The sequence below is a fragment of the Pseudomonas aeruginosa genome (genome assembly GCF_001457615.1).
Classification (GTDB): domain Bacteria; phylum Pseudomonadota; class Gammaproteobacteria; order Pseudomonadales; family Pseudomonadaceae; genus Pseudomonas; species Pseudomonas aeruginosa.
In genome coordinates, this window is record NZ_LN831024.1 from 5,577,258 (window position 1) to 5,599,400 (window position 22,143).

Here is a 22,143-nt window from a genome sequence, read left to right on the forward strand (position 1 = left end):
TGAGCAATTCCGACGTTTTCACTGGGTATTGCCTGTCGTCGGCCGGCTTCGAAAAAATGCCATCATTTAGCCATCTTGTTTCTATACTCCATTCATCGTCATCTCACCCGGCCTCTAAGGCAGGCCCCCGGGAGAGTCATCGTGCGCCATCCTCTTGCCCAGTTCGCGGTCGTCTTCCTGCTATTGGCCAGCGCCGCGTCGAACGCAGCGCCGGAGCTTCCTACGGGCCCGGCCAGCGGCGCCTGGTTGAACGGCTCGCTGGACCTGCTCGAAGACCCCGATGGCAACCTGGCGGTGGAGGACCTCGAACAAGCGGAGCAGGCCGGCCGCTTCGTCGCCGCCGCCGGCCGCACCAGCGTCGGCCTCAGCCGCAGCGCCTGGTGGCTGCGCCTCGACCTGCCGAGACGCGAGGCGGTATCCGGCGGCTGGTGGCTGGAAGTCGCCAGCGCCAGCCTGCACGACCTGCGCCTGTACCTCCCCGACGAGCGCGGCGGGTTCCGTGAACATCGCAGCGGCGAAGCGGTGCCCTTCGCCGAGGGCCGCGACCACGCCTATCGTCATCCGCTGTTCCGGATCCCTCCCGGCGATGGGCCGTTGCGCGTCTACCTGCGCAGCTACGATCCCGGCGGCAACGCCTTTCCGCTGAGGCTCTGGAGCCACGACGAACTGCTGGAATACCGCAGCCAGGGCAACCTGCTGTTCGGCATGGCCTACGGGCTGATCCTCGCCCTGCTGCTGTACAACCTGTTCCTCTTCACCAGCCTGCGCGATCGCGCCTATTTCTGGTACGTGCTGACCGCTGCCAGCGCGCTGGTGCTGACCCTGAGCATCAGCGGCCATGGTTTCGAGTATTTCTGGCCCGAGCGGGCGGTGCCCTGGTGGCTTGACCGCCTGGCGCTGCTGGCGATCTGGGGCATCTGCGTGATCCGCTTCAGCCAGAACCTGCTGCAAAGCCGGCAGCACGCACGCTGGGCCCATCACCTGCTGAACGCCTGTTGCCTGCTGTTCCTTGCCTGCCTGGCGTTCAACGCCGCCGGCTGGCGCTGGCAGGCGGCCGGCGTGCTGGCGCTGACCCTGCTGGCCAACCTGCCGATCGCCATCGGCCTGGCAGTGCAGCGCTGGCGCCAGGGTTCGGCCACGGCGCGCCTGTACCTGGTCGGCTTCGGCCTGGTGCTCGGCAGCGTCAGCCTTGGCGTGATGCGCGCCACCGCGCTGGTCCAGCCGACCTCGGCCAACGCCATGGTCTTCCCGCTGGCGCTGACCCTGGAGGCCCTGCTGTTCTCCCTGGCGCTCGCCTCGCGCATCCAGGATCTGAAGCAGGAAAGGGCCCTGGCCCTGGACCAGGCCGACCAGGAAAAGAACGCGCGCCTGGCCCTGCTGCACAGCGCCCAGCGCGACCTGGCACGCGCCGTGGAAGTCCGTACCAACGAGTTGAGCGAGGCCAATCGCCAGTTGCAGATGCGCGAAGCGCAACTGCAGTACGCCGCCCATCACGACCCGCTGACCGGGCTTGGCAACCGCAGGCACCTGATGGAGTTCGCCGAAAGCGCCCTGGACGACGCGCGCCGCCACGGCAACAGCATGGCGCTGCTGCTGATCGACCTGGATCACTTCAAGCCGATCAACGATACCCATGGCCACGATGCCGGCGACTTCGTCCTGCAGAACGTGGCCCAGCGGCTGCGCCATTGCGTGCGCACCGAGGATTGCGTGGCACGCCTCGGCGGCGACGAATTCGCCGTGCTGGTCGGCGGGTCGAATGCCGAGCAGCATGCCCGCGACATCGCCGAACGCCTGCTGCGAGAACTGGCGAAACCGGTGGAGTTCGCCAAGCAGTGGCTGGTGATCACACCGAGCATCGGCGTCGCCCTGTTTCCCGGCGACGCCCTGCAGTTCGGCAAACTCTACAAGGCCGCCGACCAGGCGCTGTACCGGGTCAAGGGCGCCGGGCGCGCCGGCTATGCGATGGCTGCCGACGATGAACGCGAGACCGCGCCGGCGCTCCCCTGGCCGACCGCCCTGGCACCGGAGCGTATCTCCTGAATCAGTGGCTGTAGCGTCGCGGAACCCGAGCCGTGACCTTGCTCAGAAGCTCGTAGCCAAGGGTGCCGCAGGCACGGGCGACCTCGTCCACCGACAACCCGGCGCCCCACAACTCCACCGGGTCGCCAACGCGAGCCTCCGGCAGGTCGGAGAGGTCGACCGCCAGCATGTCCATCGAGACCCGCCCGGCCAGGGTCGCGCGGCGTCCCCCGACCAGTACCGGAGTCCCGGCTGGCGCGGTACGCGGATAGCCGTCGGCGTAGCCGCAACTGACCGTGCCGATCCGCGCCGGCCGCTCGGCGATCCAGGTGGCGCCGTAGCCGACGCTCTCGCCCACGGCCACCTCGCGCAGTGAAATCAACTGCGCGCCCAGGCTCATGGCCGGCCTCAGGCCCAGTTCGGCGGCGCTCAGGTCGGCCAGCGGGGTCGACCCGTAGAGCATGATTCCCGGCCGCAGCCAGTCCATGTGGGCGGCCGGGATAGTCAGCACCGCCGCCGAATTGGCCAGGCTGCGCTGGTCGAAATCCAGGTCGAGCAGGCCGAGGAAACTCTCCAGCTGCTGCTCGGTGAGCGGATGGTTGCGTTCGTCGGCGCAGGCGAAATGGCTGATCAGGTTCAGCTCGCGCACACCAGGATGGTTGTGCAGGCGCGCATGCCAGGCGCGCAGCGCGGCAGGATCGAAGCCCAGGCGGTGCATGCCGGAGTCGAGCTTGAGCCAGACGTTGAGTGGAATATCCAGGCCGGCGGCGAGGAACGCCTCGCCCTGTTCCGCGCCCTGGATCACCAGGTCCAGGCGCAATTGCCCGGCGAGGGCGTATTCGCTCGCCTCGAAGCAGCCTTCCAGCAACAGGATGCGCGCGCTGGCGTGCAAGGCGCGGACTTCCGCGGCCTCCTCCAGGCAGGCCACGGCGAAGCCATCGGCATCGTCGTGCAACGCGGTAACCACTTCGCGCGCACCGTGGCCATAGGCGTTCGCCTTGACCACCGCGAACGCCTGGCGCTGCGGCGCGCAGCGCTTGGCCAGGGCATAGTTGTGGCGAATGGCGGAAAGGTCGACGGTGGCAACGAGGGGACGCATGGCATCGGGTCCTGCAACTGAAACGGGTGCCTATGGTAAGGCGCCCGCCGGGCAAGACCCAAGCCGGGTCATTCGTCCTCGAAGTTGTACATGCCGGCGGCAAGGTTCTCGAAGCGCGTGTATTTGCCGATGAAGGCCAGGCGCACCGTACCGATCGGACCGTTACGCTGCTTGCCGATGATGATTTCGGCGACGCCCTTGAACTCGGTCTCCGGGTGGTACACCTCGTCGCGGTAGACGAACATGATCACGTCGGCGTCCTGCTCGATCGCCCCGGATTCGCGCAAGTCGGAGTTCACCGGGCGCTTGTTGGGTCGCTGCTCCAGGGAGCGGTTGAGCTGCGACAGGGCAATCACCGGGCAGTTGAATTCCTTCGCCAGGGCCTTCAGCGAGCGGGAAATCTCGGAAATCTCGTTGGTCCGGTTGTCGCCGCTGGAGCCGGGTATCTGCATCAGTTGCAGGTAGTCGATCATGATCAGCGCCAGGTCGCCGTGCTCGCGCACCAGGCGACGGGTCCGCGCGCGCATTTCCGAGGGACTGATGCCAGCGGTATCGTCGATGAACAGCTTCTTGTCGTTGAGCAGGTTGATCGCCGAAGTCAGGCGCGGCCAGTCCTCGTCGTCGAGCTTGCCGGAACGCACCTTGGTCTGGTCGATACGCCCGAGCGACGAGAGCATACGCATCACGATCGAGTCGGAGGGCATCTCCAGGGAGTACACCAACACGGCCTTGTCGGTGCGCATCACCGCGTTCTCGACCAGGTTCATGGCGAAGGTGGTCTTACCCATCGACGGACGCCCGGCGACGATGATCAGGTCGGCCGGCTGCAGGCCGCTGGTCTTCTCGTCGAGGTCGGTGAAACCGGTGGACACCCCGGTCAGCGCCTCGGTGGTGTTGAACAGGTAGTCGATGCGGTCGATGGTCTTGACCAGGATATCGCTGATCCCTACCGGCCCGCCGGTCTTCGGTCGCGCTTCGGCGATCTCGAAGATCTTCCGCTCGGCCTCGTCGAGGATCTCGTTGGCGCCGCGCCCTTCCGGGTGGAAGGCGCTGTCGGCGATCTCGTTGCTGATGCCGATCAGTTGGCGCAGGGTGGCGCGCTCGCGGATGATCTGCGCGTAGGCCTTGATGTTGGCGACCGAGGGAATGTTCTTCGCCAGTTCGCCGAGATAGGCCAGGCCGCCGACCTGGGCCAGTTGTCCTTCCTTCTCCAACTGCTCGGAGAGGGTCACCACGTCGATCGGCTGGTTGGCCTCGGCCAGCTTGTAGATGGCGCGGAAGATCAGGCGATGGTCATGGCGGTAGAAATCGCCGTCGGACACCGAATCCGACACACGCTCCCAGGCGTTGTTGTCCAGCATCAGGCCACCCAGCACGGCCTGCTCGGCCTCGATCGAGTGCGGCGGCACCTTCAGGGCTGTGGTTTCCAGGTCGTATTGCTCGGGGCTGGTGATCTCGTTCATAGACTCGACGCAAGAAAAAGGAACAGCGGAAAAAACAACGGGCACGGTGCCGTTGCCGGTACCGTGCCCGATGTTAGCGGACTGCCGCGGACACGCATATGCCCGCCCAGCCCTACCGATCGGATCGCTTACTCAGCGACGATGATCAGCTTCAGAGTGGTTTCCACGTCGGTGTGCAGGTGCACGGCGACGTCGAACTCACCGGTGTTGCGCAGCGCGCCGTTGGGCAGGCGAACTTCGGCTTTTTCCAGCGGGTAACCGGCAGCGGAAACGGCTTCGGCGATGTCGCGGGTGCCGATCGAACCGAACAGCTTGCCTTCGTCGCCAGCGTGGGCGCCGAGGGTTACCACCAGCTCGGAGAGCTGGGCAGCACGGGCTTCGGCAGCGGCCTTCTTCTCGGCGGCAGCCTTTTCCAGCTCGGCGCGGCGTGCTTCGAACGCAGCGACGTTCTCGGCGGTGGCGACGGTGGCCTTGCCCTGCGGCAGCAGGAAGTTACGGGCGTAACCGCCCTTGATGTTCACCTTGTCGCCCAGGTTGCCCAGGTTGGCGACTTTTTCCAGCAGGATGACTTCCATTTGAGTCTTACCTCTTAACTTTTAACCTTCACCGTTCGTGGAACCCTGGCGCCGGGCCAGGCGTCCACGAAAATCAAACAGACTGTCGACAACCGCCAAAAGACAGATCAGGTTCCCCAGCAGCAATACAGCCAGGTACAGGCCCACCAGCCAACCACCCGCGAGGCGCTTCAGGGCGATCAGGCCATGCCCGAGCGCCACGCCGGCGATGATCAGCGGCACGCTGCACAACGGGCCGAGCACCGCGGCCTGCACTTCCAGCGCCGGGACCACGACGGCCCCCAGCAGCAGGATCACGGCAACCGCCGGCGCCAGCCGCAAACTCCGGAATTCGCGGCCGAAGCCGCCCGGGTTGTACAGCGAAGCCTGCCAGTACCGCGCGAGCATCAGGCAGAGCAGGCAGGTCACCTGCAGCGAGGAAGCCATGACCCCGGTCAGGGTCGGCACCAGCGCCACCTGCAACTTGTCCAGCTCTTCGCCCGACAGCTGGGACTCCCCGCGAAGCTGGGTCAGGACCTTGGTGACTTCCGTCGCCAGGGCGCCGATCAGCTCGCTGGAGGTATGCCCCAGCACCAGCGCGAATACCACGCCAACTGCAACACTGCCCAGCAGCACATGGCTCCAGGACGTGCTGGCGCGCAGGATCTGCGCCAGCGTCAGGGTACCGAGCAGGACCAGAAGGATGCTCGGATCGCCCAGGTACCACCAGAACATCGCCGGTAGCACCGCCCAGGCCAGGACGCCGAAGGCGTCGCCGAATCCGCGCCGCAGCAGCACCAGGCTACCGGCGGCGGCACTCAGCCAGAACAACAGTGGAACAACCGCGGAGCCTGCCACGGCGAGCGTGGCCTGCATGCGGCCGCGCATGGTGAACTCAGCCAGTGCGCGCATGCGATCTATCCCTTACCAGCGTTCGACTGCCCGATCTCAACGGCCGTGGCTGTCGGTGTAAGGAAGCAGGGCCAGGTAGCGGGCGCGCTTGATAGCGGTCGCCAGCTGACGCTGGTACTTGGCCTTGGTGCCGGTGATACGGCTCGGAACGATCTTGCCGGTTTCGGAAACGTAGGCCTTCAGGGTGTTGAGATCCTTGTAATCGATCTCTTTCACGCCTTCGGCGGTGAAGCGGCAGAACTTACGACGACGGAAGAAACGTGCCATGTGATTGGCTCCTCAATACTGGTCCGGAATTACTCGTCAGCGTTATCGCTATCGCTGTTGTCGTCGCCATCGGCGCCTTCAGCGTTATCGTTCGGACGCTCACGACGCTCGCGACGCTCGTTGCGGCTTTCTTCAGCCTTGAGCATCTCGGACTGCTCGGTGACAGCTTCGTCGCGACGCATGACCAGGTTACGGATCACGGCATCGTTGTAACGGAAGTTGTCTTCCAGCTCAGCCAGGGCCTTGGCGCTGCACTCGACGTTCATCAGAACGTAGTGGGCCTTGTGCACGTTGTTGATGGCGTAGGCCAGCTGACGACGGCCCCAGTCTTCCAGACGGTGGATCTTGCCGCCGTCTTCTTCGATGGCCTTGGTGTAACGCTCGACCATGCCACCGACTTGTTCGCTCTGGTCCGGGTGAACCAGGAACACGATTTCGTAATGACGCATAAATGCTCCTTACGGGTTGCAGCCTGCCGCAGAACGGTCAGGCAAGGAGTGAATGTTTTCTTGGCTTGCCTGGTGGAGAGGCGAACGAACGCCTGCCCGCGCGGCAAGGGGCGACATTCTAGAGAAGGGCAACCGGCGAAGCAAGGAAGATTGGCGAATATTTGTACAGCGGATGGAATGGCGCGGGGCCGCGCCGCGGCGGCCCCGCACGCGCTCACTCCAGCGGGGTGCGCTGGCGGAGGATCTCGAACAGGCAGACGCCGGTGGCGACCGAGACGTTCAGGCTGCTGACGCTGCCGGCCATCGGCAACCTGGCGAGGAAGTCGCAGTGCTCGCGGGTCAGCCGGCGCATGCCCTTGCCTTCCGCGCCCATCACCAGCACGGTCGGCCCCTTGAGGTCGAGCTGGTAGAGGGTCTTGTCCGCCTCGCCAGCGGTGCCGACCACCCACAGGCCGCGCTGCTGGAGCTTTTCCAGGGTACGCGCGAGGTTGGTCACCGCCACCAGCGGGATCACCTCGGCGGCGCCGCAAGCGACCTTGCGCACGGTGGCGTTGAGGGTCGCGGACTTGTCCTTGGGCACGATCACCGCCTGCACCCCCGCCGCATCGGCGGTACGCAGGCAGGCGCCGAGGTTGTGCGGATCGGTGACGCCATCCAGGGCCAGCAGGAGCGGCACGCCCTCGCTCCGCTCGAGCAGTTCCTCGAGCATGTTTTCGCCCCAGACCTGGCTGGGGCTGACTTCCGCGACCACGCCCTGGTGGACGCCTTCCGCCCACTCGTCGAGTTCGCGCCGATCGCGCTGCCCTACCGGAATACGGAACCCGGCGGCCAGCTCGGTGAGCACCTGGACCCGCGGATCATGCCGCCCCTCGGCCAGCCACAACTGCTTGACCCGCTTCGGGTGATGACGCAACAACGCTTCCACGGCATGCACGCCGTAGACCTTTTCCCACTGACTCATGACTTGGCCTTACGTTTGCGCGCCCCGGTGGCGGCCGGAGCGTTGTCGGCCTTCGGCTTGGAAGGCCCCTTGCGATGCTTGGTCGGCTTGCCCGGCTTGGCGGCAGCGGCGGGCTTGCCGTCCTTGGCCTTGCCCTTCGCGCTCTTGCCCGCAGGAACGACCTTGCCCTTCTTCCCGCCCTTGTCCTTGCCGCCGACACGCGCCTCGGCGAGCAGCGCCTGCTTGACCTCGCGACTCTTGCGCACGTCGGTGTTGCCGAGCATCTCCGCGGCCTGCGCCAGCAGCTCCGGCGCGACCGGCGGCAGCGCCTGCACCTTGCCGGCCTTGCGCCGCGGCACCACCGCGGCGTCGGGACTGGCCAGCGCCGGCTCCAGGTCGACCTCGGGCACGGATGCGCCCTTGCGCCCCTTCGGCGCCTTGCCGGCGTTCGTCGACTTGTCGCCGTTGCGCTTCTTGCGTCCGATCGGCGCGCTCAGCACGTTTCCGGCCAGCTCGAAATCGATCTTCCGCTCGTCCAGGTCGACCCGCGCCACTACCACTTCCGTGGTGTCGCCGAGACGGAAGCTGCGCCCGGTGCGTTCGCCGCTGAGGCGATGGTGCACGGCGTCGAAATGATAGTAGTCGCCGGGCAGCGCGGTCACATGGACCAGGCCTTCGACGAAGATGTCGGTCAGCTCGACGAACAGACCGAAACCGGTGACCGCAGTGATTACGCCAGGGAAGGTCTCGCCGACCCGCTCGCGCATGTATTCGCACTTCAGCCAGTTGGTCACGTCGCGGGTGGCCTCGTCGGCACGCCGCTCGGTCATCGAGCACTGCTCGCCCAACTGGTCCAGGCGCAATTCGTCGTACGGATAGATACGCGCCTTGGGCATGCTCGCCGCGCCGGCCCGCTGCACGTGCGGAGTCTCCGCCTTGGAGCGGATCACACTGCGGATCGCACGATGCACCAGCAGGTCCGGGTAGCGCCGGATCGGCGAGGTGAAGTGGGTGTAGGCGTCGTAGTTGAGGCCGAAGTGGCCATTGTTGTCCGGGCTGTACACCGCCTGGCTGAGCGAACGCAGCATGACCGTCTGGATCAGGCGGAAGTCGGCGCGGTCGTGGATCTTCTCCAGCAACTCCTGGTAGTCGCCCGGGGTCGGCGCGGCCTTGCCGCGGCCGAGGCTCAACCCCAGCTCGCCGAGGAACTGGCGCAGGTTGTTGAGTTTCTCCTGCGGCGGGCCGTCATGCACCCGGTACAACGCCGGGATGGCGTGCTTCTGCAGGAAGCGTGCGGTCGCCACGTTGGCGCAGAGCATGCACTCTTCGATCAGGCGGTGCGCATCGTTGCGCTGGGTCGGGCGGATTTCCGAGATCTTCCGGTCGGCGCCGAAGACGATGCGGGTTTCCTGGGTCTCGAAATCGATCGCGCCGCGGACATGGCGGCCGGCCAGCAGCGCTTTATACAACGCATACAGCTGCTGCAGGTGCGGCACCACGCCGGGCAACTGCTGGCGCAGGTTCTCGGCCTCGACGCTGTCGGGATGCTCGAGCAACTGGCTGACCTTGGTGTAGGTCAGGCGGGCATGGGAGTGGATCACCGCTTCGTAGAACTGGTAGCCGGTCAGCTTGCCAGCCTTGGACAGGGTCATCTCGCAGACCATGGCCAGCCGGTCGACCAGCGGATTCAGCGAGCAGAGACCATTGGACAGCACCTCCGGCAGCATCGGGATCACCCGCTCGGGGAAATACACCGAGTTGCCGCGCCTGGCCGCCTCTTCGTCCAGCGCCGAACCGACCTTCACGTAGTGCGAGACATCGGCGATCGCCACGAACAGGCGCCAGCCGCCGCCGCGCTTGGCCTCGGCGTACACCGCGTCGTCGAAGTCGCGGGCATCCTCGCCGTCGATGGTGACGAAGGGCACCTGGCGCAGGTCGACACGCTTTTCCTTGTCCTTCTCCGCCACTTCCGGCTTGAGCTTGGCCGCTTCCTTCTCCACCGCGGCCGGCCAGACGTGGGGGATATCGTAGCTGCGCAGGGCGACTTCGATCTCCATCCCCGGCGCCATGTAGTCACCGAGCACCTCGACGATCTCGCCCTGGGCCTGGCGGTGGATGCTCGGCCATTGCTCGATGCGCACCTGGACGAACTGGTTGTGCCTGGCCTTGCCGGCCTTGCCCGGCGGGATCAGGACTTCCTGCTGGATCTTCGGGTTGTCCGCGACCACCACGCCGATGCCGCTTTCCTCGAAGTAGCGGCCGACCACGATCTCGTGGGCCCGCTCGATCACCTCGACCAGCTGGCCTTCGCGGCGTCCGCGCCGGTCATGGCCGGACACCCGGGCCAGGGCGCGGTCGCCGTCGAACACCAGGCGCATCTGGGTGGGACTGAGGAACAGGTCGTCGCTGCCATCGTCGGGGATCAGGAAGCCGAAGCCGTCGCGGTGCCCGCTGATGCGGCCGCGGATCAGGTCCAGCTTGTCCACCGGCGCATAGGCGCCACGACGCGTATAGATAAGCTGCCCGTCGCGCTCCATGGCGCGCAGGCGACGACGCAAGGCCTCTTCCGGCTCCTCGCCGGCGAGCCCGAACTCGTCGAGCAACTGGGAGCGAGTCGCCGGAGCGCCCCGCTCGGATAGGTGAGCCAGGATCAGTTCCCGGCTGGGGATGGGGTTTTCGTACTTTTCCGCTTCGCGAGCGGCCTCGGGATCGAGGTTTTGCCAATCGGCCATTAGAGGTAGGTCACCTTTTCTTCTTTAGCGTTTGCTGCCATTGCTCTATTGAAGCGCGAAAACGCTTCGTCGGTCAGCTTCGGCAACAGAATAATTTTTATCGCATCAGGGGTTTACAAGCAGAATACGTACTCGTATAGTTCGCGCCCACAACGTTGCTGAGACGTTGTAACACGGAAACGATGAGCGATCATCGACTCCAGTGCCCAGGTGGCGGAATTGGTAGACGCACTAGGTTCAGGTCCTAGCGGTGGCAACACCGTGGAAGTTCGAGTCTTCTCCTGGGCACCATATTTCAGACAAAGCCGGTCATTAGACCGTTTTTGTTTCAGCAGTTCAGCCACTACCAGGCATTGAAACTGCGACAAGGTTTGCAACACCCAAGTCGATGAGCGATCATCGCACAATGCTGAAAAGCATGCCCAGGTGGCGGAATTGGTAGACGCACTAGGTTCAGGTCCTAGCGGTGGCAACACCGTGGAAGTTCGAGTCTTCTCCTGGGCACCATCTTCAAGACAAACAGCCGAGCATCGCTCGGCTTTTTGTTGTCCGCGATTTTCCCTTCGAGCCACGCCACCCTCCCCCGCTCACCGCGGCGCCGACCCCGGAAATGAAAACGGGCCGCATGCGCAGCCCGTTCCGTCATCGCCCCGCTATCCGCCTCAGGCGAATGGATGGCGCAGGATGATGGTCTCGTTGCGGTCCGGACCGGTGGAGATGATATCGATCGGCGCACCCACCAGCTCTTCCACGCGCTTGATGTAGGCGCGGGCGTTGGCCGGCAACTCTTCCAGGGTCTTCGCACCCACGGTCGACTCGCTCCAGCCGGGCATTTCCTCGTAGACCGGCTGCAGGCCGATGTAGCTGTCGGCATCGGTCGGCGCTTCCAGCACATCGCCATCGGCATTCTTGTAGCCGACGCACAGGCGCACCACATCCAGGCCATCGAGCACGTCGAGCTTGGTCAGGCACAGGCCGGAGATGCTGTTGATCTCGATGGCGCGGCGCAGGATCACGGCATCGAACCAGCCGCAGCGACGAGCGCGACCGGTGGTGGCGCCGAACTCGTGGCCGCGCTTGGCCAGGTAGGCGCCGACGTCGTCGAACAGCTCGGTCGGGAACGGACCGGAGCCGACGCGAGTGGTATAGGCCTTGGTGATACCCAGTACGTAGTCCAGGTACAGCGGGCCGAAGCCGGAACCGGTGGCGGTACCGCCAGCGGTGGTGTTGGAACTGGTCACGTAGGGGTAGGTGCCATGGTCGATGTCCAGCAGCGATCCCTGGGCGCCTTCGAACATGATGTCCTTGCCGTGCTTGCGCAGGTCGTGCAGGGTCGCAGCGACATCGGCCATCATCGGCTTGAGCAGCTCGGCATACTCCATCGCCTCGTCCAGGGTCTTCTGGAAGTCGATGGCCGGCTCCTTGTAGTAGTGCTGCAGGACGAAGTTATGGTAGTCCAGCAGCTCGCCCAGCTTGGCGGCGAAGCGCTCGCGGTGGAACAGGTCGCCGACGCGCAGGCCGCGACGTGCCACCTTGTCCTCGTATGCCGGGCCGATACCGCGACCGGTGGTGCCGATCTTGGCTTCGCCGCGGGCCTTCTCGCGCGCCTGGTCGAGGGCGACGTGATAGGACAGGATCAGCGGACAGGAAGGACTGATGCGCAGGCGCTCGCGCACCGGCACGCCCTTCTCTTCCAGCTTGGTGATTTCGCGCAGCAGCGCATCCGGCGCCAGCACCACGCCATTGCCGATCAGGCACTGCACGCCTTCGCGCAGGATGCCCGATGGAATCAGGTGCAGGACGGTTTTCTCGCCATCGATCACCAGGGTGTGGCCAGCGTTGTGACCACCCTGGTAGCGAACTACGGCAGCCGCCTGCTCGGTGAGCAGGTCGACGATCTTGCCCTTGCCCTCATCACCCCATTGGGTGCCCAGGACTACGACATTCTTACCCATAACACTTGTCCCCATCGTGGAAGTTCGATGCCGGCCGCGGCCGGCGGAATCTCAGGACGCCAGCGGCGCCACCTGCCAATTGCCATCGCGCAGCGCCAGCTGCCGGTCGCAGCCCGCCTCGCGCGCAGAAGCCGCATCCTGCCCGGGCAGAGCCTGGACGACACGCTGCCCGTCGCGGCGCAGTCGTTGCACCGCCTGCCAGAGCCCGGCCCCTTCGGCCGGCGCCCAGATACCCGATACAGCCTGGTCCAACCGGGCCTGGCCGAGAGTGACCAGGCTTTTCAGATCGGTGGAGAAACCGGTGGCCGGGCGGGCGCGCCCGAAATCGGCACCGATATCATCATAGCGACCGCCCTGGGCGATGGACTGGCCAACGCCGGGCACGAAGGCCGCAAACACCACGCCGGTGTGATAGTGATAGCCACGCAGCTCGCCGAGGTCGAAATACAGCGGCAAGCCGGGGAAGCGCCCGGCCAGCGAATCGGCGATCTCGATCAGCTCGTTCAGCGCCACCTGGACATCGGCCGGCGCCGCCGCCAGACGGGCACGGCCCTGCTCCAGCGCATCGCGGCCGCCACATAGCTCGGCCAGCGCACGCAACATGCCGCGCAGCTCGGCAGGCAGGTCTGCAGTCAGCGCCTCGACCTCGCCCACCGCCTTGCGCTGCAAGGCATCGAACAACTGCTGCTCGACTTCGCCGGACAGCCCTGCCGCGCGCGCCAGGCCGCGGTAGATACCGACATGGCCGAGGTCCATGTGCACGTCCGGCACTTCCGCCATCTCGAGCATTTCCAGCATCAGGCTGATCACCTCGACATCGCTGGCAGGGCTCGGATCGCCGTACAGCTCGGCGCCCAGCTGGATCGGACTACGCGAAGTGGACAGCGCGCGCGGCTGCGCATGCAGCACACTGCCGGCATAGCACAGGCGGCTCGGTCCCTCGCGGCGCAGGCTGTGCGCATCCATCCGCGCCACTTGCGGCGTAATGTCGGCACGGAAACCCATGAGCCGGCCGGACGCCGGGTCGGTCACCTTGAAGGTGCGCAGGTCAAGATCCTGTCCCGCGCCGGTGAGCAGCGACTCCAGGTATTCGATATGCGGGGTCACGACGAACTCGTAACCCCAGCGGTGGAACAGATCCAGCACCTGACGGCGGGCTGCTTCGATGCGCGCCGCCTCCGGGGGCAGCACCTCTTCGATCCCATCTGGCAGCAGCCAGCGGTCTACCGTTGCCATTTCGCCTCTCCCCTTTCAGCCGGGCGGCACATCATCAGTGAATCCAGTAAAGAAGCAGGGTGCCGAGCAGCATGCTGCCCAGCCCCACGAGACGCAGGTGACGGTCGCTCAGCCGGCCGATGCCGGTGACCGCCTCGCGCCATTGTCGCGGACACAGGAACGGCAGGATGCCTTCCAGCACCAGCACGAGACAAAAAGCGATGCCGAATTCCTGCCACATGATTCTCGCGGACGCAAAAAAGCCGGGATTTCCCGGCTGGCTCATCATAACACGATTTCTCCGGCGGGCGCTGCCGCCCGCCGGAGAACCGAGTATTACTTGTTGGCCTTGTTCAGATAGCGGAAGAACTCGCTGCTCGGATCGAGCACCAGTACGTCGCGCTTCTCGGCGAAGCTTTCGCGATACGCCTTCAGGCTACGGTAGAAGGAATAGAACTCCGGATCCTGGTTGTAGGCCTTGGCATAGATCGCGGCAGCCTTGGAGTCGCCGTCACCGCGGGTCTCTTCCGACTCGCGGTAGGCTTCGGCAACGATTACCCGGCGCTGGCGATCGGCGTCGGCACGAATGCCTTCGGCCAGTTCGCGACCCTTGGCGCGGTGCTCGCGGGCCTCGCGCTCACGCTCGGTGCTCATCCGCTCGAAGACGCTGCGGTTGACTTCCTTCGGCAGGTCGATGGCCTTGACCCGCACGTCGATCACCTCGATACCCAGTTCCTTCTGCGCCATGCGGTTCAGCGAAGCGGTGATGTCGCCCATCAGCGCGTCGCGCTCGCCCGATACCACTTCATGCAGGGTACGCTTGCCGAACTGGTCGCGCAGACCCGCTTCGAGACGCCGCGACAGGCGTTCGTCGGCGATCTGCTTGAGGCCCGAGGTAGCGGTGTAGAAGCGCTCGGCATCCGCCACCCGCCACTTGGCATAGGCATCCACCATCACCGCTTTCTTTTCCAGGGTCAGGAAGCGCTGGGTCGGGGCATCCAGGGTCAGCAGGCGAGCGTCGAACTTGCGCACCTGGTTGACGTACGGGATCTTGAAGTGCAGGCCCGGCTTGACGTCGGACTCGACCACCCGGCCGAAGCGCAACATGACCGCGCGCTCGGTCTGCTGGACTACGTAGACGCTGTTCCACAGGACGATGGCGGCGACGACACCGACGATCAGAGCGATCAAAGACTTGTTGCCCATCAGCGGCTCTCCCTCGTACGCGCGTCTTGCTGGCGCAGATCGTTGACGATCCGCGACCCCAGGTCGGAAGCGCTGGCGCTGCCACCACCGGCGGAAGCACCGGCCCCCGTAGCGGGCGCGGCGTTACGACCATCGATCATCTTGTCCAGCGGCAGGTAGAGCAGGTTGTTCTGCCCCTGCTGACCGGTCACCAGCACCTTGCTGGTCTGGCTGAAGACTTCCTGCATGGTGTCCAGGTACAGACGCTCGCGCGTCACTTCCGGAGCCTTGCGATATTCCACCAGCAGCTTGGAGAAGCGATCCGCCTCGCCCTGGGCGCGCGAAATCACCTCGTCGCGGTAACCGTTGGCTTCTTCGATGATGCGCTGGGCCTGGCCACGTGCCTCCGGCACCACGCCGTTGGCATAGGCTTCGGCCTGGTTCTTCTCGCGCTGCTCGTCCTCGCGGGCCCGGATCACGTCGTCGAACGCTTCCTGCACCTCACGCGGTACCTGGGCGCTCTGGATGTTCACCTGGGTCACGGTGATACCGGTCCTGTAGGTATCCAGGAAGCGTTGCAGGCGCTCGCGCACCTCGGTCGCCATCTGCTCGCGGCCTTCGGTGAGGATCCGGTCCATGGTGGTGGAGCCGGCGACATGCCGCAGCGCGCTCTCGGTCGCCTGCTGCAGGCTGACCTCGGGCTGGTCGACGTTGAGCACGAAGTCCTGCAGGTTGCTGATCTTGTACTGCACGGTCAGCGGCACTTCGACGATGTTCTCGTCCTCGGTGAGCATCTGCCCCTGCTTGCTGTACGCACGCTCGCGGGTGACGTTCTCCTGGAAGCGCTTGTCGATCGGCGGGAAGTAGAAGTTCAGGCCGGGACCGACCGTCTCGTAATACTTGCCGAAGCGCAGGATGACCGCCTGCTCCTGCTCGTCCACCACATAGATGGCGTTGTACAGCCAGAGCACGGCGAGGATCGCCAGGCCGATGCCGAACAGGCCCAGGCCACCGCCCTTGCCGCCGGAACCGGAGCCGGAACCGTTGCCACTGCGTTTTTTTCCACCGAACAGCCCGTTCAGGCTGTCCTGAAGCTTGCGGAAAGCCTCATCCAGGTCGGGCGGCCCCTTGCGGTCACCACCGCCGCCACCACCACCGCGGCGGCCTCCCCACGGGTCTCGATCGTTGTTGTTCGAGTTGTCACCCGGCTCGTTCCAAGCCATAGCGCTCTCCATCTAGTAACGCGAAACGCGCCTGCGGCGCGGCCACCCATGCTACCGAATGCCCTGCCCGCTGCCAAAAGCAGCGATACGGGCTTTATTGCAAAGTGTGTTGCGCAACGAACTCCGCCGGCTGCCAGCCAGCGCGGCTCGCCAGGCGGTTCAACTCGGCCCGCGGCAGGCGCACCTGCAGCAGGGTACAACCCTCCTCATCGTGCGCCTCGGACTGCACCGCGCCCAGTTCGAACAACTGGGCGCGCAGGCGCCCGAGCCGCTGGGGCAGACGCAAGGTTCCGACGAACAGGTCCTCGCCAAGCAGCTCGGCGATGGCCTGGCGCAACAGGTCGAGGCCTTCGCCGGTCTGCGCCGACAGCCAGACGCGCACCGGCTTGCCGGAGTCGTCGCGCTGGATGTGCGGCTCGACCGAGGGTAGCAGGTCAACCTTGTTATAGACCTCGAGCATCGGCAATTCGTTGGCGCCGATCTCGCCGAGCACCGCCAGCACCTGCTCGACCTGCGCATCCCGTTCGGGCTCGTAGGCGTCGATCACGTGCAGCAGGAGGTCGGCGTTGCTCGACTCTTCCAGCGTAGCGCGGAAGGCCTCCACCAACTTGTGCGGCAGGTGGCGGATGAAGCCCACCGTGTCGGCCAGCACCACCGGCCCGAGATCGTCCAGTTGCAGGCGACGCAGGGTGGGGTCGAGGGTGGCGAACAACTGGTTGGCGGCATACACCTCGGAGGCGGTGAGCGCATTGAACAGGGTCGATTTGCCGGCGTTGGTATAGCCGACCAGGGAGACCGCCGGGATATCCGCGCGCTTGCGCCCGCGTCGAGCCTGCTCGCGCTGGCTGCGGACCTTCTCCAGGCGCTGCTTGATCTGGCGGATGCGCACGCGCAGCAGGCGTCGGTCGGTTTCCAGCTGGGTCTCGCCCGGACCGCGCAGACCGATACCGCCTTTCTGCCGTTCGAGGTGGGTCCAGCCGCGTACCAGCCGCGTACTCATGTGCTCCAGTTGCGCCAGTTCCACCTGCAACTTGCCTTCGTGGGTACGTGCGCGCTGGGCGAAGATGTCGAGGATCAGCCCGGTCCGGTCGAGTACGCGGCACTCGAACGCACGCTCGAGGTTGCGCTCCTGGCTGGGCGTCAAGGTGTGGTTGAAAATCACCAGCTCGACGTTTTCGGCCTTGACCAGGTCGTGCAACTCCTCGACCTTGCCACTGCCGATAAGATATTTGGCGCTCGGCTGGTGGCGGGAGACGCTGACGAATGCCACCGTTTCCGCGCCGGCCGAACGCACCAGCTCCTGGAACTCCTGCGGGTCTTCACGCGCCTCGGGGTTCTGCCCTTCCAGATGCACCAGAACAGCCTGTTCCCCACCACCTGGGCGCTCAAAGAACAAAGCGGACTCCCGTCAAGCGTTGCCCGGCTCGGCCGGCTGGTCACCGCTCGGCAGACGCACCGGACGGCTCGGTACCACGGTGGAGATCGCGTGCTTGTAAACCATCTGGCTGACGGTGTTCTTCAGCAGGATGACAAACTGGTCGAAAGACTCGATCTGGCCTTGCAGCTTGATGCCGTTGACCAGATAGATGGAAACCGGGACGCGTTCTTTCCGCAGGGTATTGAGGTAAGGGTCTTGTAGCGAATGCCCTTTTGACATGTGCCGCACTCCTTTAAGGATCGTAGTTTGAAGTAGTCGAATAGGGTGACTTGGCGCCGTCCAAACTCCGGAGTCGTTCCGGAAACAGACGGACAAATTAAGGTCTCAGGCCAATATGGAGACCGTTTTCAGGTATTTCAAGGCACGCGGCAGATTGTCACCTGCTAGGCTGTCCATCCAGTGTAGATGGCTCCAGCTTCGCAGCCAGGTGAACTGGCGCTTGGCCAACTGGCGGGTAGCGATGATGCCGCGCTCGGTCATTTCAGCGTAGGACAGCTTGCCATCCAGGTAATCCCACACCTGACGGTAACCCACGGCTCTAATAGACGGTAATCCTGCATGCAAGTCACTTCTGGCATGCAGTGCTTCGACCTCGGCGATGAAACCCTGTTCCAGCATCTGGCGAAAACGCTGCGCAATCCGCGCGTGCAACACCTGGCGCTGCTCGGGAGCAATCGCCAGCTGAGCGACAGTATACGGCAATTGATTCCTGCCTGACGCGTCAAAATCCGCCTTTTCAGCGCTTTGCCGGCGACGCAGGTCGCTCATCGACACCCCGCCGAGGCGATACACCTCGAGCGCCCGCATCAGTCGCTGCGGGTCGTTGGGGTGGATACGCGCAGCCGATTCCGGGTCGACCTCGGCGAGTTGCCGGTGCAGCGCCTCCCAACCTTCGGCCTGGGCCTCGGCCTCGATCGCCGCGCGCACCTCGGGATCGGCGCCGGGCATGTCGGCCAGGCCCTCGAGCAACGCCTTGTAATAGAGCATGGTGCCCCCCACCAGCAGGGGAATCCTGCCGCGCGCGGTGGCCTCGGCCATCGCCGCCAGGGCGTCGGCGCGAAACTCCGCGGCCGAATAGCTCTCCGCCGGGTCGCGGATATCGATCAGGCGGTGCGGATAGCGCGCCAGCAGCTCCCGGGAAGGCTTGGCCGTACCGATATCCATGCCGCGGTAGATCAGCGCCGAGTCGACGCTGATCAGCTCGCAGGGCAGCGCATCGGCCAGCGCCATCGCCAGGTCGGTCTTGCCGGCGGCGGTCGGCCCCATGAGAAAGATGGCGGGAGGCAGGGAAGACATCGGAACGCTCTTGGACAAAGCGCATAGCTTCGGGCTTTGCGCCCGAAGCTGCAAGGCTCAGCGTCCGCGCAGGAAGAGCTTGTCCAGCTCGTCCAGGCCCAGTTGGGTCCAGGTCGGACGCCCATGGTTGCACTGGCCGCTACGCTCGGTGATTTCCATGTCGCGCAACAGGGCGTTCATTTCCGGCAGGGTCAGGCGCCGGTTGGCGCGCACCGCACCATGGCAGGCCATGGTGCCGAGCAACTCGTTCAGGTGCGCCTGGATACGGTCGCTGGTGCCGTATTCCAGCAGGTCGGCGATGACATCGCGCACCAACTGGGTCGCCTCAGCCTGCTTGAGCAGCGCAGGGATCTGCCGGATCGCCAGGCTTTCCGGCCCCAGGCGCTGCAGCTCGAAGCCCAGGCGCTGGAACCAGCTGGAATGCTCTTCCGCGCAATCCGCCTCGCGCTCGCTGACCGCGATCGACTCCGGCACCAGCAACGGCTGCCCACGCAAGCCTTCGCTGGCCATCGCCACCTTGAGGCGCTCGTAGGTGATCCGCTCGTGGGCCGCGTGCATGTCCACCAGCACCAGGCCGTGGGCGTTCTCGGCGAGAATGTAGATGCCCTTGAGCTGCGCCAGGGCGTAACCCAGCGGCGGGATGTCCTGGGCGCTCTCGGGCAACGCGGCTGGCGCCTCGCTCGCGGGTAACGGCGCGAAGTAGGCCTTGTAGGCGCCACCGGCCTCGGCCAGAGAGGGCGGCGCCTCCGGCCGGGTATAGGCGGAATAGCCGGAGGAGCCGCCGGAGGCCGATGAGCCGCCACTCCAGCCCACCCGTGCCGCCGGACTCTCCAGCACGCTCTCGGCCAGGCGCATCTCGCCCTGCGGGCCGAACTCGCCGGCGGCAGCGCCGGTCGGACGCGGCTCGGTCAGGCTGGTCGCCCCGGGCGGCGCGAGCTGGTCGTCGGGACGGACCTCGCCCAGCGCACGATGCAAGGTGCCATAGAGGAAGTCATGGACCATCCGGCTGTCACGGAAGCGAACTTCGTGCTTGGTCGGGTGCACGTTGACGTCCACCACCGCCGGATCGACTTCGAAGAACAGCACGAAGGTCGGATGCCGGCCGTTGTACAGCACGTCGCGATAAGCCTGGCGCACCGCGTGGGCGACCAGCTTGTCGCGCACCATGCGCCCGTTCACATAGAAGTACTGCAGGTCCGGCTGGCTGCGGGAGAAGGTCGGCAAGCCGACCCAACCCCACAGGTGCAGGCCGTTGCGCTCGACCTCGATCGGCAGCGCCTGCTCGAGGAATGCCTGGCCGCACACCGCGCCGACCCGGCGCGCGCGGGCCAGCTCGTCTCGCGCCTCGTGCAGGGCGAAGATGGTCTTGCCGTTGTGGCGCAGGTGGAAAGCCACGTCGAAACGGGCCAGCGCCAGGCGCTTGATGACTTCCTGCAGATGGTCGAACTCGGTCTTCTCGGCGCGCAGGAACTTGCGCCGCGCCGGGGTGTTGAAGAACAGGTCGCGAACCTCGACGCTGGTCCCCACCGGGTGCGCCGCCGGCTGTACCCGCGGCTGCATGTCACGGCCCTCGGTTTCCACCTGCCAGGCTTCGCCGGCGTCGGCGGTACGCGAGGTCATGGTCAGGCGCGCTACCGAACTGATCGAGGCCAGCGCCTCGCCACGGAAGCCGAGGCTCATCACCCGCTCCAGGTCTTCCAGCTCGCGGATCTTGCTGGTGGCGTGGCGAGCCAGGGCCAGCGGCAGGTCGTCGGCGGGGATGCCGCGACCGTCGTCGCGCACTCGCAGCAACTTGATGCCGCCCTGCTCGACCTCCACATCAATGCGCCGGGAACCGGCGTCAAGGCTGTTTTCCAGGAGTTCCTTGGCCACCGAGGCGGGACGCTCGACCACCTCACCGGCGGCGATCTGGTTCGCCAGCCGCGGACTCAGCAGCTGGATACGCGGTGCTTCACTCATCACTGGGCCGCCAGGGCGGTGCTCGGGATGGACAGTGCCTGGCCGACTTTCAGGTTGTCGCTGGACAGGCTGTTGCTGCTACGCAGCGCGGCCATGCTCACTTCATAGCGCTGGGCGATCATCGCCAGGGTCTCTCCGGGCCGCACCACGTGCTCGCGCGGCCCCATGGAGAGCTTGCCCTGGGCGCGCAAAGAGGCGATGTAGGTACCGGGCGGCGGGCTCTGCTGGAAATACTGGCGGATGCCGCTGGTGATCGAACGCGCCAAGGCCTGCTGATGGCTGGCGCTGGCCAGCTTGCGCGACTCGTTGACGTTCGAGATGAAGCCGGTTTCCACCAGGATCGACGGGATGTCGGGCGACTTCAGCACCATGAACCCGGCCTGCTCGACACGACGCTTGTGCAGCGAAGTGATGCGGCCGACATTGGTCAGTACCTTGTGGCCGACATCCAGGCTCGACGAGAGGGTGGCGGTCATCGACAGGTCGAGCAGCACGCCGGCGAGCATCTGGTCCTTGTCGCCGAGGCTGACGCTGCCATCGCCGCCGATCAGGTCGGAACGGTTCTCGCTGTCGGCCAGCCAGCGCGCGGTTTCCGAAGTGGCGCCGCGGTCGGACAGGGCGAACACCGAGGCACCGAAGGCGCTGCGGCTCGGCGCGGCGTCGGCATGGATCGAGACGAACAGGTCGGCGCCCTTCTTGCGGGCGATCTCGGTGCGCTTGCGCAGCGGGATGAAATAGTCGCCGGTACGGGTCAGCTCGGCCCGGTAACCGCGCACCTGGTTGATCTGGCGTTGCAGCTCGCGAGCGATCGACAGGGTGATGTTCTTCTCGTGCAACCCGCCCGGGCCAAGGGCACCAGGGTCTTCACCGCCGTGGCCGGCGTCGATGGCGATGACGATATCGCGGGTGCCGCCCTTGGTTGGCAGCGGCAGCTTGGCCACCGGCTGGGTCGGCGTCACCGGGGTGACCGGCACGCTCGGGGTCGGCGTCGCGGGCACATCCGGGGTCAGGTCGGCGCCCTGGTCGTAGAGATCGACCACCAGGCGGTTGCCGTATTGCTGGTTGGGCGGCAGGACGAAACTTTTCGGGGTGACCTGCGCCGACAGGTCGAGGACCATGCGCAGGTCGTTGGGCGTGCGCTGGGCGGAGCGCACCGCGGTGATCGGGGTGTTGCCGAGCTTGAGACCGTTGAGCTGGGTCGCCAGCTGGGCGCCGCTGACGTCGATGACGATACGGTTGGGCGCGGCCAGGGTGAACAGGCTGTGCTGCACCGGACCGGAGAGATCGAAGACCAGACGGGTGTTGTCCGGAGCGCGCCAGATCCGCACGCTCTTGATTTGCGCGGCGGCCAGAACCTCGCCGACCTGGCAGGCCAGCAGAATCATCACCCCAGTCAACAACGTCCGCAGACGCAAGCCCCAACCCATCGTTTTT

General features: G+C 65.6%; 19 protein-coding genes and 2 tRNA genes. 3 read left to right on the forward strand and 18 right to left on the reverse strand.

Features of this window, described 5'->3' with window-relative positions:
- Positions 1-141: 141 nt before the first annotated feature.
- Entirely contained in the window at positions 142-2,043 is a 1,902-nt protein-coding gene (locus AT700_RS25690; RefSeq protein ID WP_019396779.1) for a diguanylate cyclase, read from the forward strand.
- A gap of 1 nt (position 2,044) precedes the next feature.
- On the opposite strand, the gene alr is transcribed toward AT700_RS25690, so the two are convergent.
- The 8 genes from alr to rnr form a co-directional block, all read right to left on the reverse strand.
- Positions 2,045-3,121 (reverse strand): alanine racemase, encoded by a 1,077-nt coding sequence (gene alr / locus AT700_RS25695; RefSeq protein ID WP_033941222.1) that lies wholly within the window; start codon positions 3,119-3,121, stop codon positions 2,045-2,047.
- Between the two features lie 68 nt (positions 3,122-3,189).
- Entirely contained in the window at positions 3,190-4,584 is a 1,395-nt protein-coding gene (dnaB, locus tag AT700_RS25700) for a replicative DNA helicase (protein ID WP_003100012.1), read from the reverse strand.
- Positions 4,585-4,712: 128 nt separating this feature from the next.
- On the reverse strand, positions 4,713-5,159 hold the full coding sequence (gene rplI, locus AT700_RS25705) for a 50S ribosomal protein L9 (protein WP_003095627.1): 447 nt from the start codon (positions 5,157-5,159) through the stop codon (positions 4,713-4,715).
- 21 nt (positions 5,160-5,180) lie between these two features.
- Positions 5,181-6,050, reverse strand: a complete 870-nt coding sequence (locus AT700_RS25710) for a hypothetical protein (RefSeq protein ID WP_003095630.1) — start codon at positions 6,048-6,050, stop codon at positions 5,181-5,183.
- A 36-nt stretch (positions 6,051-6,086) separates the two neighbouring features.
- Positions 6,087-6,317, reverse strand: coding sequence for a 30S ribosomal protein S18 (rpsR, locus tag AT700_RS25715; RefSeq protein WP_003095634.1), 231 nt, complete (start codon positions 6,315-6,317; stop codon positions 6,087-6,089).
- Between the two features lie 29 nt (positions 6,318-6,346).
- The gene (gene rpsF / locus AT700_RS25720) at positions 6,347-6,766 is read right to left on the reverse strand and encodes a 30S ribosomal protein S6 (RefSeq protein WP_003095636.1); all 420 of its coding nucleotides are present in this window, start codon (positions 6,764-6,766) and stop codon (positions 6,347-6,349) included.
- A 214-nt stretch (positions 6,767-6,980) separates the two neighbouring features.
- Positions 6,981-7,727, reverse strand: coding sequence for a 23S rRNA (guanosine(2251)-2'-O)-methyltransferase RlmB (gene rlmB, locus AT700_RS25725; RefSeq protein WP_003095638.1), 747 nt, complete (start codon positions 7,725-7,727; stop codon positions 6,981-6,983).
- Positions 7,724-10,438 carry a ribonuclease R gene (gene rnr, locus AT700_RS25730; protein WP_003161287.1) on the reverse strand — a complete coding sequence of 905 codons (2,715 nt, stop codon included), beginning with the start codon at positions 10,436-10,438 and terminating at the stop codon, positions 7,724-7,726. The genes rlmB and rnr overlap by 4 nt, the downstream gene beginning before the upstream one ends.
- 204 nt (positions 10,439-10,642) lie before the next feature.
- Here rnr and AT700_RS25735 point away from each other — a divergent pair.
- Positions 10,643-10,729: transfer RNA gene (locus AT700_RS25735), tRNA-Leu, on the forward strand.
- 129 nt (positions 10,730-10,858) lie between these two features.
- Positions 10,859-10,945 (forward strand) — tRNA-Leu (locus AT700_RS25740).
- Positions 10,946-11,100: 155 nt separating this feature from the next.
- Here AT700_RS25740 and AT700_RS25745 read toward each other — a convergent pair.
- From AT700_RS25745 to amiB, 10 genes are all read right to left on the reverse strand, one after another.
- A complete protein-coding gene (locus tag AT700_RS25745) occupies positions 11,101-12,393 on the reverse strand; it encodes an adenylosuccinate synthase (protein ID WP_003095642.1) in 1,293 nt (430 codons plus the stop codon).
- 51 nt (positions 12,394-12,444) lie between these two features.
- Positions 12,445-13,629, reverse strand: coding sequence for an ATP phosphoribosyltransferase regulatory subunit (locus AT700_RS25750; protein ID WP_003123569.1), 1,185 nt, complete (start codon positions 13,627-13,629; stop codon positions 12,445-12,447).
- 34 nt (positions 13,630-13,663) lie between these two features.
- Positions 13,664-13,849, reverse strand: coding sequence for a DUF2065 domain-containing protein (locus tag AT700_RS25755; protein WP_003095647.1), 186 nt, complete (start codon positions 13,847-13,849; stop codon positions 13,664-13,666).
- A gap of 95 nt (positions 13,850-13,944) precedes the next feature.
- Positions 13,945-14,814: a protease modulator HflC gene (hflC, locus tag AT700_RS25760; protein ID WP_003106429.1), complete on the reverse strand. Its 870-nt coding sequence runs from the start codon at positions 14,812-14,814 to the stop codon at positions 13,945-13,947.
- Entirely contained in the window at positions 14,814-16,016 is a 1,203-nt protein-coding gene (gene hflK, locus AT700_RS25765) for an FtsH protease activity modulator HflK (protein ID WP_058207843.1), read from the reverse strand. Before hflK ends, hflC begins: the two co-directional genes overlap by 1 nt.
- A gap of 94 nt (positions 16,017-16,110) precedes the next feature.
- On the reverse strand, positions 16,111-17,412 hold the full coding sequence (hflX, locus tag AT700_RS25770; RefSeq protein ID WP_003095652.1) for a ribosome rescue GTPase HflX: 1,302 nt from the start codon (positions 17,410-17,412) through the stop codon (positions 16,111-16,113).
- Positions 17,413-17,424: 12 nt separating this feature from the next.
- Positions 17,425-17,673 (reverse strand): RNA chaperone Hfq, encoded by a 249-nt coding sequence (hfq, locus tag AT700_RS25775; protein WP_003095657.1) that lies wholly within the window; start codon positions 17,671-17,673, stop codon positions 17,425-17,427.
- Positions 17,674-17,778: 105 nt separating this feature from the next.
- Entirely contained in the window at positions 17,779-18,750 is a 972-nt protein-coding gene (gene miaA / locus AT700_RS25780; protein ID WP_003106415.1) for a tRNA (adenosine(37)-N6)-dimethylallyltransferase MiaA, read from the reverse strand.
- Between the two features lie 57 nt (positions 18,751-18,807).
- A complete protein-coding gene (gene mutL, locus AT700_RS25785; protein ID WP_016253965.1) occupies positions 18,808-20,709 on the reverse strand; it encodes a DNA mismatch repair endonuclease MutL in 1,902 nt (633 codons plus the stop codon).
- Entirely contained in the window at positions 20,709-22,136 is a 1,428-nt protein-coding gene (gene amiB, locus AT700_RS25790; RefSeq protein WP_003123571.1) for an N-acetylmuramoyl-L-alanine amidase AmiB, read from the reverse strand. Before amiB ends, mutL begins: the two co-directional genes overlap by 1 nt.
- Positions 22,137-22,143 lie beyond the last annotated feature (7 nt).

Excerpts from the sequence above, each read along its gene's own strand:
- dnaB (WP_003100012.1), bottom strand. The coding sequence starts at position 4,584 with ATGAACGAGATCACCAGCCCCGAGCAATACGACCTGGAAACCACAGCC.
- mutL (WP_016253965.1), bottom strand. The coding sequence starts at position 20,709 with ATGAGTGAAGCACCGCGTATCCAGCTGCTGAGTCCGCGGCTGGCGAAC.
- rplI (WP_003095627.1), bottom strand. The coding sequence starts at position 5,159 with ATGGAAGTCATCCTGCTGGAAAAAGTCGCCAACCTGGGCAACCTGGGC.
- rnr (WP_003161287.1), bottom strand. The coding sequence starts at position 10,438 with ATGGCCGATTGGCAAAACCTCGATCCCGAGGCCGCTCGCGAAGCGGAA.
- miaA (WP_003106415.1), bottom strand. The coding sequence starts at position 18,750 with ATGTCTTCCCTGCCTCCCGCCATCTTTCTCATGGGGCCGACCGCCGCC.
- rpsF (WP_003095636.1), bottom strand. The coding sequence starts at position 6,766 with ATGCGTCATTACGAAATCGTGTTCCTGGTTCACCCGGACCAGAGCGAA.
- hflC (WP_003106429.1), bottom strand. The coding sequence starts at position 14,814 with ATGGGCAACAAGTCTTTGATCGCTCTGATCGTCGGTGTCGTCGCCGCC.
- AT700_RS25750 (WP_003123569.1), bottom strand. The coding sequence starts at position 13,629 with ATGGCAACGGTAGACCGCTGGCTGCTGCCAGATGGGATCGAAGAGGTG.
- alr (WP_033941222.1), bottom strand. The coding sequence starts at position 3,121 with ATGCGTCCCCTCGTTGCCACCGTCGACCTTTCCGCCATTCGCCACAAC.
- AT700_RS25745 (WP_003095642.1), bottom strand. The coding sequence starts at position 12,393 with ATGGGTAAGAATGTCGTAGTCCTGGGCACCCAATGGGGTGATGAGGGC.
- AT700_RS25755 (WP_003095647.1), bottom strand. The coding sequence starts at position 13,849 with ATGTGGCAGGAATTCGGCATCGCTTTTTGTCTCGTGCTGGTGCTGGAA.
- hfq (WP_003095657.1), bottom strand. The coding sequence starts at position 17,673 with ATGTCAAAAGGGCATTCGCTACAAGACCCTTACCTCAATACCCTGCGG.
- amiB (WP_003123571.1), bottom strand. The coding sequence starts at position 22,136 with ATGGGTTGGGGCTTGCGTCTGCGGACGTTGTTGACTGGGGTGATGATT.
- rpsR (WP_003095634.1), bottom strand. The coding sequence starts at position 6,317 with ATGGCACGTTTCTTCCGTCGTCGTAAGTTCTGCCGCTTCACCGCCGAA.
- hflK (WP_058207843.1), bottom strand. The coding sequence starts at position 16,016 with ATGGCTTGGAACGAGCCGGGTGACAACTCGAACAACAACGATCGAGAC.
- AT700_RS25710 (WP_003095630.1), bottom strand. The coding sequence starts at position 6,050 with ATGCGCGCACTGGCTGAGTTCACCATGCGCGGCCGCATGCAGGCCACG.
- rlmB (WP_003095638.1), bottom strand. The coding sequence starts at position 7,727 with ATGAGTCAGTGGGAAAAGGTCTACGGCGTGCATGCCGTGGAAGCGTTG.